This window comes from Lactococcus sp. bn62, from assembly GCF_029492705.2.
In the GTDB taxonomy this organism is placed as follows: domain Bacteria; phylum Bacillota; class Bacilli; order Lactobacillales; family Streptococcaceae; genus Lactococcus; species Lactococcus petauri.
Map to the genome: position 1 here is coordinate 644,609 of NZ_CP120417.1, position 14,415 is coordinate 659,023.

18 protein-coding genes are annotated in these 14,415 nt (G+C 39.2%); 11 read left to right on the forward strand and 7 right to left on the reverse strand.

Annotated elements, in window-relative coordinates; all coding sequences use genetic code 11:
* Window positions 1–11 precede the first annotated feature (11 nt).
* Genes pstC through phoU form a run of 5 tightly spaced genes read left to right on the forward strand, consistent with a single transcriptional unit; the run spans window position 12 to window position 4,128 of the window.
* Window positions 12–935: a phosphate ABC transporter permease subunit PstC gene (gene pstC / locus P3G65_RS03540; protein WP_004258934.1), complete on the forward strand. Its 924-nt coding sequence runs from the start codon at window positions 12–14 to the stop codon at window positions 933–935.
* Window positions 935–1,822 (forward strand): phosphate ABC transporter permease PstA, encoded by an 888-nt coding sequence (pstA, locus tag P3G65_RS03545; RefSeq protein WP_014024391.1) that lies wholly within the window; start codon window positions 935–937, stop codon window positions 1,820–1,822. The genes pstC and pstA overlap by 1 nt, the downstream gene beginning before the upstream one ends.
* Before the next feature lie 18 nt (window positions 1,823–1,840).
* Window positions 1,841–2,644, forward strand: coding sequence for a phosphate ABC transporter ATP-binding protein PstB (pstB, locus tag P3G65_RS03550; protein ID WP_284071330.1), 804 nt, complete (start codon window positions 1,841–1,843; stop codon window positions 2,642–2,644).
* 13 nt (window positions 2,645–2,657) lie between these two features.
* Complete coding sequence (gene pstB / locus P3G65_RS03555; RefSeq protein ID WP_004258923.1) at window positions 2,658–3,419, forward strand: phosphate ABC transporter ATP-binding protein PstB; 762 nt, start codon at window positions 2,658–2,660, stop codon at window positions 3,417–3,419.
* A 55-nt stretch (window positions 3,420–3,474) separates the two neighbouring features.
* Window positions 3,475–4,128, forward strand: coding sequence for a phosphate signaling complex protein PhoU (phoU, locus tag P3G65_RS03560; protein ID WP_003134981.1), 654 nt, complete (start codon window positions 3,475–3,477; stop codon window positions 4,126–4,128).
* A 33-nt stretch (window positions 4,129–4,161) separates the two neighbouring features.
* Here phoU and serS read toward each other — a convergent pair whose 3' ends face one another.
* The gene (gene serS / locus P3G65_RS03565) at window positions 4,162–5,433 is read right to left on the reverse strand and encodes a serine--tRNA ligase (RefSeq protein WP_019292033.1); all 1,272 of its coding nucleotides are present in this window, start codon (window positions 5,431–5,433) and stop codon (window positions 4,162–4,164) included.
* Window positions 5,434–5,774: 341 nt separating this feature from the next.
* Between serS and P3G65_RS03570 the strand changes: the two genes are divergently transcribed.
* Window positions 5,775–6,452, forward strand: a complete 678-nt coding sequence (locus P3G65_RS03570; RefSeq protein ID WP_284071331.1) for a YitT family protein — start codon at window positions 5,775–5,777, stop codon at window positions 6,450–6,452.
* A gap of 72 nt (window positions 6,453–6,524) precedes the next feature.
* On the opposite strand, the gene P3G65_RS03575 is transcribed toward P3G65_RS03570, so the two are convergent.
* The 5 genes from P3G65_RS03575 to P3G65_RS03595 all read right to left on the reverse strand — a co-directional run bounded on the left by P3G65_RS03575 (window position 6,525) and on the right by P3G65_RS03595 (window position 10,410).
* The gene (locus tag P3G65_RS03575; RefSeq protein WP_004258908.1) at window positions 6,525–6,905 is read right to left on the reverse strand and encodes a DUF956 family protein; all 381 of its coding nucleotides are present in this window, start codon (window positions 6,903–6,905) and stop codon (window positions 6,525–6,527) included.
* Between the two features lie 105 nt (window positions 6,906–7,010).
* A complete protein-coding gene (locus tag P3G65_RS03580; RefSeq protein WP_017368922.1) occupies window positions 7,011–8,108 on the reverse strand; it encodes a PTS system mannose/fructose/sorbose family transporter subunit IID in 1,098 nt (365 codons plus the stop codon).
* A gap of 22 nt (window positions 8,109–8,130) precedes the next feature.
* Entirely contained in the window at window positions 8,131–8,934 is an 804-nt protein-coding gene (locus P3G65_RS03585; protein ID WP_003134975.1) for a mannose/fructose/sorbose family PTS transporter subunit IIC, read from the reverse strand.
* Between the two features lie 30 nt (window positions 8,935–8,964).
* The gene (locus P3G65_RS03590; protein ID WP_017368923.1) at window positions 8,965–9,954 is read right to left on the reverse strand and encodes a mannose/fructose/sorbose PTS transporter subunit IIB; all 990 of its coding nucleotides are present in this window, start codon (window positions 9,952–9,954) and stop codon (window positions 8,965–8,967) included.
* A 252-nt stretch (window positions 9,955–10,206) separates the two neighbouring features.
* The gene (locus P3G65_RS03595; protein WP_019293077.1) at window positions 10,207–10,410 is read right to left on the reverse strand and encodes a ferredoxin; all 204 of its coding nucleotides are present in this window, start codon (window positions 10,408–10,410) and stop codon (window positions 10,207–10,209) included.
* Window positions 10,411–10,455: 45 nt separating this feature from the next.
* On the opposite strand from P3G65_RS03595, the gene P3G65_RS03600 reads away from it, so the two are divergent.
* From P3G65_RS03600 to P3G65_RS03615, 4 genes are all read left to right on the forward strand, one after another.
* A complete protein-coding gene (locus P3G65_RS03600; protein WP_004258888.1) occupies window positions 10,456–10,965 on the forward strand; it encodes an SAG1386/EF1546 family surface-associated protein in 510 nt (169 codons plus the stop codon).
* A 29-nt stretch (window positions 10,966–10,994) separates the two neighbouring features.
* On the forward strand, window positions 10,995–11,657 hold the full coding sequence (gene cmk, locus P3G65_RS03605; RefSeq protein WP_019293076.1) for a (d)CMP kinase: 663 nt from the start codon (window positions 10,995–10,997) through the stop codon (window positions 11,655–11,657).
* Window positions 11,658–11,730: 73 nt separating this feature from the next.
* A complete protein-coding gene (locus P3G65_RS03610) occupies window positions 11,731–12,255 on the forward strand; it encodes a GNAT family N-acetyltransferase (protein WP_040086551.1) in 525 nt (174 codons plus the stop codon).
* Between the two features lie 125 nt (window positions 12,256–12,380).
* Window positions 12,381–13,427 (forward strand): VanZ family protein, encoded by a 1,047-nt coding sequence (locus P3G65_RS03615; protein WP_019293074.1) that lies wholly within the window; start codon window positions 12,381–12,383, stop codon window positions 13,425–13,427.
* A 52-nt stretch (window positions 13,428–13,479) separates the two neighbouring features.
* Here the strand turns inward: P3G65_RS03615 and P3G65_RS03620 are convergent, their stop codons facing one another.
* Window positions 13,480–13,749 (reverse strand): bacteriocin immunity protein, encoded by a 270-nt coding sequence (locus P3G65_RS03620; RefSeq protein WP_019335694.1) that lies wholly within the window; start codon window positions 13,747–13,749, stop codon window positions 13,480–13,482.
* Between the two features lie 59 nt (window positions 13,750–13,808).
* Here P3G65_RS03620 and msrA point away from each other — a divergent pair, with 59 nt between their 5' ends.
* Window positions 13,809–14,351: a peptide-methionine (S)-S-oxide reductase MsrA gene (gene msrA / locus P3G65_RS03625; protein ID WP_040086548.1), complete on the forward strand. Its 543-nt coding sequence runs from the start codon at window positions 13,809–13,811 to the stop codon at window positions 14,349–14,351.
* Window positions 14,352–14,415: the final 64 nt, after the last annotated feature.

Sequence of the window (14,415 nt, forward strand, 5' to 3'; positions counted from 1 at the left end):
GTAAGGTAGTTATGGAAAACTCAAAAATTAAAGAAAAATTACTTTCAAGTTCAAAAGATTCACGCTTGGAAAAATTTGGTAGGACATTGACATTCTTGTGTATCGCAATTATCGTTTTTGTCGTTGGACTTATTCTGGTCTTTGTCGCTCAAAAAGGTCTTTCAACTTTCTTTGTGGATGGTGTGAATCCGTTCCGTTTCCTCTTTGGAACACATTGGGAGCCTGGAGCAATCGGCCCTGACGGGAAACCTGCAGTTGGTGCTTTACCAATGTTTGCGGGCTCTTTAATCGTTACTGTGCTTTCAGCTTTGGTGGCAACTCCTTTTGCCATCGGAGCAGGAATCTATATGACAGAAATTTCGCCAAAATATGGTGCGAAAATTTTGCAACCGGTTATTGAACTTTTGGTAGGTATCCCTTCAGTTGTTTATGGATTTATCGGTTTGACTGTTGTTGTACCTATTATCCGTAATACATTTGGTGGAACAGGCCTTGGCTTGCTTGCGGGTGTGTTCGTACTCTTTGTTATGATTTTACCAACAGTTACTTCAATGACTGTCGATGCGCTTAAAGCCATCCCACCTCATTATCGTGAAGCTTCCCTTGGTTTAGGGGCAACACGTTGGCAAACCATTTGGCGTGTCTTACTGCGTGCCGCAGCACCTGGGATTTTAACTGCAGTAATCTTTGGTATGGCGCGTGCCTTTGGTGAAGCCTTGGCCATCCAAATGGTTGTTGGTAATGCCGTAACAATGCCACAAGATTTGGTTTCTCCGGCTTCAACTCTAACTTCAATTTTGACATCAGGTATTCCAAATGCGACACCAGGTATTCAATTGAATGCCCTTTGGTCACTTGGCCTCCTCCTTCTCCTTATGTCATTGGTATTTAATATTGCGATGCGTGCTATCGCTAAGAAAGGGAGCCTTAAATAATGAATGCAAAACGCACAGATAAAATTGCCACTGGCGTGCTCTATGCACTTTCAGGTATCATTGTTGCAATACTCGCTTTTCTCTTGATTTATATTTTAGTTAAAGGTTTACCTTTTGTATCTTGGGAATTCTTAACAACACCGTCAAATCCATTGACTGGCGGCGGTATTGCTATTCAACTTTTTAACTCAGTTTACTTATTAGTTGTGACTTTAATTATCTCAATTCCACTTTCATTGGGTGCGGGAATTTACCTTTCAGAATACGCCAATCAAAAACATTGGTTGACTGGTGCAGTTCGCTCAGCGATTGAGGTATTATCATCACTTCCTTCAATCGTTGTGGGTCTCTTCGGTATGTTGCTCTTCGTTATTCAGTTTGGCCTTGGTTTCTCTGTCTTGTCCGGTGCCCTCGCTCTCACAGTATTCAACCTACCTTTGATGACACGTAATGTTGAGGAATCACTCCGTGCCATTCCGACAATGCAACGTGAAGGTGGCTTGGCTCTCGGTTTATCAAAATGGGAAACAGCCACTAAAGTCATTTTACCAGCAGCAGTACCGGGGATTTTAACAGGGGTTATCTTATCTTCAGGACGTGTATTCGGTGAAGCGGCAGCTTTGATTTATACTGCGGGTCAAACCAACTTGCCAATCAACTGGGCCAACTGGAATCCTATGTCATTGACAAGCCCATTGTCACTCTTCCGTCCTGCTGAAACATTGGCCGTACATATTTGGGCTTTGAACACTGAAGGAACAATCGCAACAGCAACTCAGATTTCTGCAGGAGCTTCTGCAGTACTGATTATCTTTGTATTGCTGTTCAACCTTGGGGCACGCTTCCTCGGAAATCGCCTCCACAAGAAACTCACATCTGGAAATTAGTAAGGAATATAGAAAAATATGGCAACTTATGATTGGAACGAACATCAGATTTTGACTTTCGACAAAAATATCGCTCTTTCAACAAACGATTTGCGGGTTTTCTATAATGGCACAAAAGAAGCAATTCATGGTGTCTCTATGCAATTTCCTAAAAATCAAGTGACGGCTTTAATTGGCCCTTCAGGTTCTGGTAAATCAACTTATCTCCGCGCGCTTAACCGTATGAATGATACGATTGATGGTGCACGAGTTACAGGTGAAATCATGTATGAAGGTGTCAATATCAGTGACCCTAAAGTCAATGTTTACGAAGTCCGTAAGCAAATCGGTATGGTTTTCCAAAGACCAAATCCTTTCCCAAAATCAATCTATGAAAATATCGCTTTTATCCATCGTCGTGAAGGCATAAAAGATAAGAAAAAATTAGATGAAATCGTGGAAACATCGCTTAAGCAAGCAGCTTTATGGGAGCAAGTCAAGGACAACTTGAACAAGTCAGCCTTAGCCCTTTCTGGTGGTCAAGCACAGCGTTTATGTATTGCACGTGCCCTTTCGGTTAAACCGGAAATTATCTTAATGGATGAGCCAGCTTCAGCTTTGGATCCTATCTCTACAATGCAAATTGAAGAAACAATGACCGAACTTAAGAAAGACTATACGATCATTATCGTTACGCACAACATGCAACAAGCCAGTCGTGTTTCTGACTATACAGCATTCTTCTATTCAGGCGACTTAATTGAATACGATGAGACAAGCAAAATCTTCACACAGCCAAATCTTAAAGCGACAGAAGATTATGTTTCAGGACACTTTGGATAATCGAGAGGACAATATGACAAAAGAAGCAATTTTAACAGTCAGCGACCTTTCGCTGTATTATAGTAAGAAAAAAGCGCTCAATCAAATCAATATGGAATTCTATCCTAATGAGATTACAGCACTTATTGGCCCTTCTGGATGTGGAAAATCAACGCTTTTGCGTTCAATTAACCGCATGAACGATTTAATTCCAACAGTAACAATTACGGGCGCAATTATGTATAAAGGACATAACATCTACAGTCCAAAAGTGGATACCGTAGATCTTCGTAAAGAAATCGGCATGGTTTTTCAACAACCAAATCCTTTTCCATTTTCGATTTATGAAAATGTTGTTTATGGTTTGCGTCTCAAAGGTGTAAAAGACAAAGCTTTGCTGGATGAAGTCGTTGAAAATTCACTTAAGGCTGCAAATATTTGGGATGAAGTAAAAGATATCCTTCATACTTCAGCGCTTGGGTTATCTGGCGGACAACAACAACGTGTGTGTATCGCACGTGTGCTTGCTGTCAATCCTAAAATCATCTTGCTTGATGAACCAACGTCAGCTCTAGATCCGATTTCGGCAGGGCATGTAGAAGAGACACTTTTAGAACTTAAAGAAGATTATACTTTGGCTATTGTTACGCACAGCATGCAACAGGCTTCACGTATCTCTGATCGTACTGCCTTCATGCTTAATGGTGACTTGGTTGAAATGGACAATACGAAAAAAATCTTCCTTAACCCTGAAAAACAGGAAACAGAAGATTATATTGCTGGTAAGTTTGGATAATATGGTATGATGTAAGGAGCACCTATTGCTCTGAGCTTAGTTAAGAGGAGAAAAAATGTTACGTACACAATTCGAAGAAGAACTCAATAAACTTCACAACCAATTTTATTCAATGGGAACACAAGTATCTGCACAATTGAATAAAGCAGTTCGTGCCTTTGTGAGTCATGATCGTGAGTTGGCAGAAGATGTCATTACAAGTGATGAAATGATTAACCAATTGGAAACAAAATTAGAAACAAAATCACTGGAAATGATTGCTTTACAACAACCAGTGTCAGGAGACTTACGTACGATTATCACAGTGCTTAAAGCCTCAAGTGACTTGGAACGTATGGGCGATCATGTAACTTCAATCGCTAAGGCGGCAATCAACCTTAAAGGTGAAGAGCGCATCCATGAAGTCGAAGAAGACATTTCCCTGTTAGGTGAAAAAGTGAAATCAGTGGTTGATGCTTCCTTGAATGCTTATATTCAAGGCAATGATAAACGTGCGCGTGAAATCGCAGACCAATACCAAACGGTTAAAAATATGAGCGGTGAAATCCAAGAAAAAATCTTGGAAGCAATGAAAGAAAATACAGAAACAATCACGACAGGTAAAGATTACTTGATGACTCTTGTATTCTTGGAACGCATTACCGGCTATGCGGTTAACCTTTGTGAATGGATCGTTTACTTGAAATCTGGGAATATCGTTGAGTTGTAAAATAAAAAACTTGCATTTGCAAGTTTTTTTGTTTTATTTAATAACTTCTAAACCACCCATGTATGGACGAAGAACTTCAGGGACAGTTACTGAGCCGTCTTCGTTTTGATAGTTTTCAAGGATTGCAGCAACTGTACGGCCAACAGCAAGTCCAGAACCATTTAAAGTGTGAAGCAGGTTAACTTTGTCATCTTCATCACGATAGCGGATTTGGGCGCGACGTGCTTGGAAATCTTCACAGTTTGAACAACTTGAAATTTCACGGTAAGTATTTTGGGCAGGGATCCAAACTTCCAAGTCATAAGTTTTAGCGGCAGAGAAGCCCATATCGCCTGTAGAAAGTGCGATTACACGATAAGCTAAACCGAGTTTTTGGAGAATGTTTTCGGCATTGAGAACCATTTTTTCTAGTTCATTGTAAGATTCCTCAGGGCGTGCAAATTTGACCATCTCAACTTTATGGAATTGATGCAAACGAATCAAGCCACGTGTATCACGGCCAGCTGAACCAGCTTCAGAACGGAATGAAGGAGACATTGCTGTGAAGTAGATTGGGAGTTCAGCATTATCCAAGATTTCACCACGGTAGTAGTTAGTCAAAGGTACTTCAGCAGTAGGAATGAGCACAAAACCACGATCATCATTTACTTCAAAAGTATCTTCTTTGAATTTTGGATATTGACCTGTACCGAACATAGAATCTTGATTGACCATATAAGGCGTAATCATTTCAGTATAACCTTCTTTAGCATGTTCGTCCAACATAAAGTTATACAAGGCGCGCTCTAAACGCGCACCAGCGCCTTTATAAAAGAGGAAACGAGAACCGGTAACTTTACCGCCACGTTCCCAATCAAGGATACCAAGAGACTCTCCTAAGTCCCAATGAGGTTTAGGTTCAAAGCTGAATTCAGGCGTTTGACCATGACGACGAATTTCAACATTATCATCTTCATCAGCACCTACAGGCACATCATCATGTGGCAAGTTGGGAAGCGTTGTTGTGTAAGTGGTCAACTTTTCTTCGATATCAGCAAGTTCAGCATCAATAACTTTAATATCAGCAGAAACTTGTTTCATGGCAGTGATTTTTTCAGATGCATCGCCTTTTTCACGTTTAACTAACGCGATTTCATCAGATACGGCATTACGTTCTTTTTTTAAGTTCTCAGATTGTACGATCAGTTCACGACGGCGTACATCAAGTTCATGGAGTTCTTGCAGTGTTTCTTTTTTAACACCACGTGTTTCCAATTTTGCGGCTACTCCGTCAAAGTCTGCACGGATTTTTTTGATATCAAGCATAAAATCTCCTTTTAATATAAAATAAAAAGCCCTAATTCTCCTGAAAGAAGAATTAGGGCGCTATAAGCACGGTTCCACCTAAATTTCCTATCATAAGGATAGGACTTTAGTTCCCTTATCGCGAGAAACACGTTCCTATTTTCATAGGATAAAATCAAACAAGAAGCAGAATGTTTAAAGAATCTTTACTTGTTTTCACCACCCACAAGCTCTCTTGAAAAAGATAGTCTCAAAACTGACTTCTAATGTCATTCTATCAGAAAATTTAAAACTTTGCAAGCGCCTCATAAATCATTAGTTCTTTAAATTCCTAAATGGTATTATAGAATAAAGGGGGGCCTATGTCGATCATTGGAGTAAAGATAGATAAGCAGTTTATAAAAGATTTAATTGTTCTTATTGTAGGAGTGGGTTTTTATATTTTATCGGTAAGACTTTTTGTTATTCCTAATTACTTAGCAAGTAATGGGATTGCAGGTTTTTCAGTATTTGTTGATTTTGTTTTTGGAATCAACCCAGCACTGACTTTCTTTGTAGTAAATATTCCCTTGTTTCTCTTTGGGTGGAAATTGTTGAGCCGAAAAGAGCTTTTGCTGAGTGTTCCTGGTGCAGCTGCGATGAGTTTATGGATGCTGGCTTATGAGGCGATGGGAATTAACGGTTTTCAATTTAATCAAATTATTTTCGCTGGTATTTCTGACGGTATTTTATCAGGAATAGGTGCAGGACTTGTTGTAGTATCCAACGGGACTTTTGGCGGTTCAATCCTCTTGAGTCGAATTATGGAAGATCGCTGGCAATTTACGATTGACCGTGTCTTGTTTGGGATTGATATCGTCGTTATGGGACTATCTTTAGCGACTTATCTAGCCTTTCCAAACTTTACTGTCACTCTCTTGTCATGTTATATTTTCAGCAAAGTCACACGCTTTATTGGACGAAAGGACTACCGTGACAAGATTTTAGATCGCCTATATTTTAATTTATTTAGACGTGAACGAAACGGAACAGATACTTAATCTAGAAAATCATGGTGCATGTGCAGTGTGTTTTTTTTTTATAAAAAAATAGCCCCCGATGGAGGCTATTTCTTATTTCTTTTTACGGCGGAAGAGGCTAAAGAATTTATCAAAGAATCCTTTTTGACGGACGACTTTTTCATTTCCAATATATTGTCGGATGTATTTTAAGACAGTTCCAGACTCTTTGGCAGCAAAACGAACTTTTTGCTCATTACGAAAGACGATGATAAACTGACGTCCAATTTTTACTTTTCCGTTTTTGGAAACAGAAACATCACCTTCCACACGTTTAATAGAGGCCCAAGGGAATTGCATGTTCTTTTCAACATTAGTATCATTGAAAAACTCGAAAGCTCGGTCTCCAATCATAATTTTACCATATTCAGCAAAGCCAAGATAAGCAATACCAGCAGTGGTAAAGTCGACTTTAGTATTCAGTGATTGTGCCAATTTAGTGCTCCTAACGATATTATAATATATTTATTATAGCAAAAATAATCTTAATAAAAAATCGCCGCGAGTACACGACGATTTTGTTCTTGTTTTAAAATCTTATTAAGCAAGACCTGCAACGTGAAGTACGATACCAAGAACGAACATACCAATGATGATGAACAATGGTGCGTTTTTGTTTTTCCATTTGCGCAAGATCCAAAGCACAAGGAAAGTCAAGAGCAATGCGATAAATCCAGGAATTAATGAATTGAACACGTCTTGAAGTGATTGTGTTTGTTCTGGGCTCAAGCCAAGACCAGATGATACTTGACCTAAGATGTTGTGCAATGTAGAACCGTCAACTGTGTTAAGTTGATCAACAGTTACGTAATGTGCGAAACCGTCTTGACCAGCAACACCGTTACCAACAACGTTACCTGCTTGGTCTAACCAATCAAACTTAGCAACACCGTCGCCTGTAGTACCTGTTTGGGCACCTTGAACAACGACTTTACCTGCTTTGTCGATCCATTCACCAACGTAAGCACCATCTGCCAAAGGTTTAGATGGGAGCATAGCGTTAGGACCAGTGAAGCTGATGTTAACCCAACGTTGGATCAATACACCAAGGATGAACATACCAAGGATAGATGCACCTTTAGTAATTTGTTGAAGCATTCCTCCACCGAGGTCGCTTGTAATTGCAGTACCTTGTTTGTAACCAAACTCTTGTGTATACCACAAGAAAGCGATACGGATTGCATTCCAAACAACGAAGAAGAAGATTGGAGCGATAATAGAACCACCAGTTGCAAGTGAGGCAGCGATGGCACCAACGATAGGACGTACTGTGAACCAGAAGACTGGGTCACCGATACCAGCGAGAGGTCCCATCATACCGACTTTCACACCTTGGATAGCTGCTTCATCGATTTCAACACCGTTAGCGATTTCTTCTTCAAGGGCCAATGTAACACCGACGATAGGTGCGGCTACGTATGGGTGAGTATTGAAGAACTCCATGTGGCGTTTCAAAGCTTCTTTAGCTTCTTCAGAACCTGGTTTGTAGAACTGTTTCAATGCAGGGATGATTGAATAGAGGAAACCAAGGTTTTGCATACGTTCGTAGTTCCAAGAACCTTGAAGGAACATTGAACGGAACATAACGCTCAAGCGTGTGTTTTTAGAAAGGCTAAACTTTTTATTTGTATTTTCCATTTTTATAAAATCTCCTTCCTAATTAATAATCGTTGAGAATATCGCCGATTGGGTCACCACTTGAAGAAGCAGTTCCACCGTTACCAGCAGTATTAGAAAGATTGAGGTAGATAAGAGCGATAACAACACCAAGGATACCCATACCAATCAAAGTGATTGAAGAAAGTGGTGCGAGTACAAATCCGAGGAAGAAGAATGGCCATAGCTCTTTAGTTGCCATGAGGTTGATAACCATTGCGTAACCAACAACAACAACCATACCACCACCAACAGCAAGACCTTTAGAAACCCAATCAGGAATTGAGTTCAAGGCAGCAGTTACTGTTTCAGCAGGGATAGCAAGGATGATTGCAGCAGGGATAGCAATACGCAAACCTTGAAGAAGGAGTGCGAACATGTGCCAACCAGCAACACCTGAGTAAGAACCTTTTTCAGCAGCAGCATCAGCTAAGTGAACGATACCAACTGAAAGGAAACGAACCAATGTAGTAAGTACGAGACCAGCAGTTGCCAACAAGATAGCGGCAGGTACGATAACACCAGTGATGTGTGTCAAGTCAAAGTTACCACCTTGAACCATCAAGATAGCAGAAGCGACAGAAGCAAGTGCAGCGTCAGGTGCGACAGCGGCACCAACGTTAGCCCAACCAAGGGCGATCATTTGCAATGAACCACCCAAGATGATCCCTGCAGCCATGTGACCAGTAGCGATACCGATCAATGAGCAGGCGATAATTGGTTGGTGAAATTGCCATTGGTCCAAGATACCTTCAAGTCCAGCTAAGAACGCGAAGATAAGAACTAAAATGATTGAAATAATACTCATTTTATAAATTTCTCCTAATAATATTTAATTTTACTTAACGTCTGCTTTGTTAATCAAAGCAAACAAGTCAGATTTAGAATCGTTAGGGACTTTACGAACGTCAAATTTAACGCCGAGATCACGTAACTTTTCAAAAGCGGCAACATCATCTTTGTTTACAGACAATACTGAGTTAAGCATTGTTTTACCTGTACTGTGTGCCATAGAACCCACGTTAAGTGTTTCTACAGGTACGCCACCTTCAATAGCAGCAAGTGCGTCTTGAGGAGTTTCAAACAAGAGAAGAGCTTTAGTTTCACCAAAACGTGGATCTTTAGCAACTTCAATCATTTTCTTGATAGGGACAACGTTGGCTTTAACACCTGGAGGTGCAGCTTGTGTGATAAGTGTTTTACGCATCTCATCTTTGGCAACAGCGTCAGAAACAACGATGATACGGTTTGCTTTTGAATCTGGAGTCCAAGCAGTAGCAACTTGACCGTGGAGAAGACGTGAGTCGATACGTGCAAGATTAATTTTAATCTTACCATCACCAACAACAGTACCTTCTGGGATAGCGGCAGCGTTTACGCCAGCTTCAGCTGGTGTAGCGCTTTCTTCAGCAGGATTAAGCTCTTCTGGCAATGCTTTGATACCAGCTTTAGCTTCCTTAATAATGTTTGCAGCAACTTGTTCAACACCAGCAGAAGCATCCATCATACGTTCTGTGTAGGCTTGAATAAGCATTGGCAAGTTGAGGCCTGTGATGATAGCTACCTTGCGTTCTGGATTGGCACCCATAACAGCACTTGCTTGGTTAAATGGAGAACCGCTCCACAAGTCAGCAAGGACAAGGACTTCATCTTCAGCATCAAATGTTGCGATAGCGGCTTCGATTTTGGCGCGTAAGTCGTCTGGTCCTTCGTTAGGCATGAAAGTAACAGCTTGTACTTTCTCTTGCTCACCGAAGATCATTGAACCAGATTGCTTGATGCCCGCAGCGAATTCACCGTGGCTCGCAATAACAATTCCGATACTCAATTGAGTAACCTCCTTATAAATTTTTATATAATATAATTATTACTGTCCTAGTATACTACAAATTGAAAACATTTGCAAAAATTTGTGAAACTGGTTTCATAAATCTGATTTTTTAATTTAACTGACGAAAATAAAAACAACTTGTCAATCAAAAACAAGCTGTATATATAATGAAAATACCTAATTAAAAATCACGAAATAGTTAGATAAAGAAGTAATTTTATGGTAAAATAAATATCAGAGTTTAAGGTTTTAAGATTTGGTAATCTTTATCGCAGCTGTTGGGCAAGCCTTGGCTGCACTTATTATTTTATCATCAGAAAAATATTCTTTTTCCAGTTTATCGGAATTATTAAATTTAACGATACCGTTATCATGGTAATCGAAGACATCTGGAGCATGTAAATAACAAAGGCCACATGCAATACAATTTTCTGGTATTATGTTTACTTTCATACAATGATGATAATATAAAAAAATAAAAAAGGAAAGGAAAAAGATGTGGCAGAAAAAGAACCGTGGGATAAAGAAATCTATAAGGCCATGAAAGCAGATTCCGAAAAAAGTCGTTCGGGCAGCAAGCCAAGAAAAAAACACAATAACAAGTCATTAACTTCACGTGCTTTAACCTTTACTGTCGTGACGATGTTTTTACTGGTTGGTTTCATGATTGCCTTTATTCTTTGGAATAATCAAACGCAACATAGCGGTGGATTTGCTCAGGAAAATCCAGAAAAAACTGTAGAGCAAACCACGGAGCAACAAACAGAACAGACTACTGAAGAAGTGAAACCAGAAGAAAGTACTGTAGCTCCACCGCCAACCACTGAAGAATCTTCCACTGAAGAGGGTGGAACTTATGTTATTGTAGCTGGAGACGATCCAAGTAAGATATCAGCGAAGACAGGTGTTGCATGGTCTGTAATTGCCAGCCTTAATAATATCTCAGCAACAGGATACAATGCCGATGGTTCACCAATATCACCTGGGCAAGTATTAAAATTAAAATAATAAAAAGTATTCATATATAGGAAAGAAACATGATAAAGTTACAAATTGCTGTTGATGGACCCGCCTCAAGCGGAAAATCAACTGTCGCTAAAATCGTTGCACAAAATCTTGGGATTATCTATTTAGATACAGGTGCGATGTACCGTGCTGCAACTTTGGTTGCCCTCCAAAACAAAACGGAGGATCCTCAAAAAATTATTGATGTGATCAAGAAAAAACCAATTTTCTTTAAAAATACGGCTGATGGACAACTTGTATTTTTAGGAACAGAGGATATTACTAAGATTATTCGTACAAACGAAGTAACACAGAATGTTTCAAAAATCTCTGCTTTAGCTCCAGTACGGGAATTTTTAGTTGCTGAGCAACAGCGCATTGCTGACGAAGGTGGCATTATCATGGATGGACGTGATATTGGTACGGTTGTCCTACCTCATGCAGATTTGAAGATTTTCCTCGTGGCTTCTGTGGATGAACGAGCAGAGCGTCGTTATAAAGAAAATTTACAAAAAAATATTCCTACTGATTTGGAAAAACTCAAAGTGGAAATCGCCGAACGTGATCGTAAGGATAGTACACGAGCAGTTTCCCCTCTAAAACAAGCAGAGGATGCAATTTTACTAGACAGTACAGGAAAAACGATTGATCAAGTGGCAGGTTTCATCGAAGAAAAAGCACGAGAACTCTTGTAATCAATCAATTTTTAAAGGAACAAACGGAGTAAAGGTATTCCGTTTGTTTTTCTATAAATAAAGGAGGTCAACTTTGGAAATAAGAAGTATTGGGCGAAAAGACTATAGAGAAGTTGAGCAGTTAATTCGTCAATCATTTAGCAGGTCCGAACATGGTTATGGTAATGAAGCAGAGCTCGTGGAAAAGATTCGGACAGATTGTAGCTATGTCGATGGTTTAGAAGTTGTCGCCGCTGAAGGAGAAAAAATTATTGGTTATGGTTTACTAAGTGAAGTCGAGATTATCAACGATAAAGAAAGTTTTACAGGGCTGGTTCTTGCGCCATTAGCTGTTTTACCTTCTTGGCAAGGTAAAAAAGTGGGAGAAAATTTGCTGAAAGAGTTGGAAAAGCGTGCCGTTCAACAAGATTTCCCTTTTATAAGTATTCTGGGGCATCCCCAATATTATTCTCGTTTTGGCTATGTATCTGCTGAAAAATATAAGGTTACGGCACCATTTGACGTTCCAGCAGAAGCTTTTATGATTCGTCCTTTACAACCCAATGCACTAAAAAATATTTCGGGGTGTATCAAATATGCGCAAGCCTTTGATGTATAAACAGGGTGTGAGCAGCAGTAATAATATCAACTTCCACTTGATTTAAGCTATTTCTTTAAACTGGCTCACAATCTCCATTTATAAATTTTGTTATAATAAAGATAAAATTTTAAAAAAGGATTTCTATGCTTACTTATCTCCATGCTATTCAAATAGGTGTATTGCTCTTCTTTGTTTTTTTCTTGCTGAGCCTTATTCCTTATATGATTGTTCAATATCGTAAATATGGACGTGTTAACCCTTGGCGGTTTATTGTCAATTTTTCTTTTGTCCTTTATATAGTTTGTGCTTATGCGATGACTATTTTTCCTTTGCCTGATGTGGCACAGGTTGCACAGATGACAGGTCCTAAGCAAAATCTTGTTCCCTTTGAATTTGTACGTCAGTTCATCGCTTACAACCCGCTGGTACTTAACGAGCCTTCTACATGGCTAATGGCCTTGAAAGCACCAAGTTTCATCCAACCTTTTTTTAATCTTCTTTTGACGTTGCCATTTGGGATATATTTGCGTTACCTCTTTAAGCGTAATTTTTCGCAAACCTTAATGTGGAGTTTCATGCTCACCTTATCGTTTGAACTTTTACAGCGTTCGGCTCTTTTTGGTCTTTATCCTCGTCCTTATCGTCTTTTTGATGTTGATGATTTAATGATTAATACGCTAGGAAGTTTGCTTGGTTTTGGGATTGCTTGCCTACTTGTTAAGGTTTTACCAGATTTGGATGCCAAACAAGCCATTCCTGCTCAGATTGGGATGATACGTCGTAGTATTGCCTTTGGCGTAGATTTTGTTTTAGCAAATATTATTGCAAACATTGTACCTCATTTCTATATAGCAATGCTTATTACATTTGTGGGGATTCCAGTCATTTTTGGTGTCACTTTTGGCCAAAAACTTCTTAAGATAAGGATAGAAGGAAGTCGTTGGAAGATTTTAAGTCGACAACTCTTATCTTTCGTTAATTTTGGGATGATTGGTCTCTTGTCTTATTTCTTACAACGTTCAGCCTATATTCCACAAAAAGAACTGGGACAAAATTTCTTAATGGTAGTCCTTTCTTTCATTCTTCTTCTGTTACCTCTATTAGATATTCTCTTTGCCACACTTTCCCGTACACGAAAGTTGTGGTATGAACGCTTGAGTCAAACAGAGTTAAGTGCAAAAGAAATTTGAAATAAAAAAACGTTAGTAGGTCTAACGTTTTTTTTACTAAAAAGATGATTATTTATAAACGATGCCCGACACCGCGGCCAAATAAACCCGAAGTGGATATTTTGTTATAAAATTCGGTTGTCATAGGCGTTAAATTATAGCGAAGAGCTAGTGGACGTAATTGAGCCTCTAATTGGGTTAAGGCTTCTTCAAGATTGCCCTGACTTTCAATGTGATTTTTAGTTTCCAATATTAAAGTACGTTCCCACTCACGAATATGTTTACTCAAGATTAAATTATACATTTCGTTCAATATTTCAGTCTGATTTAACGGTTTTTTCATAGTTAAATTATAGCATGCAAGCCTTTTCGTTGTGCTATAATGTGCTTGGAGGAAGAGCTATGAGTAAAGAAATTGCAGTTTTTGCTGGTGGATGTTTTTGGTGCATGGTTGAACCTTTTGAAACTCGTCCAGGTATACTGTCTGTTACTAGCGGTTATACTGGGGGGCATGTCGATGACCCGACATATGATGAAGTATCGGGTAAATATACGGGACACACTGAAGCTGTGGAGATAATTTTTGAAAATACCGTTATTTCTTACGAGACCTTACTGGGAATTTACTGGAATCTTATTGATCCGACGGATGGAGAAGGTCAATTTTACGATCGAGGCAGTAATTATAGACCAGTTATCTACGTTGAGAATGATGAGCAACGTCAAACTGCTGAGAAAAGCAAGCAGGAATTGTCGGAGTCGGGGCTTTGGGATAAACCAATCATAGTCCCTATAGAAAATGCGCAAACATTTTGGCCAGCTGAAGATTATCACCAAGATTTTTATAAAAAGAACCCTAAAAGATATAAACAGATGCACAAGGCACGTGAACAGTTTCTGAAAGTTAAACGCTTCAGAAATAAATTTTTTGGCAAAAAAGCTTAAGAAAAGGATCTGTATTTTGCTGAGAATTATGAAAGGCTTTTATCAAAAATAAAAAATCATGATA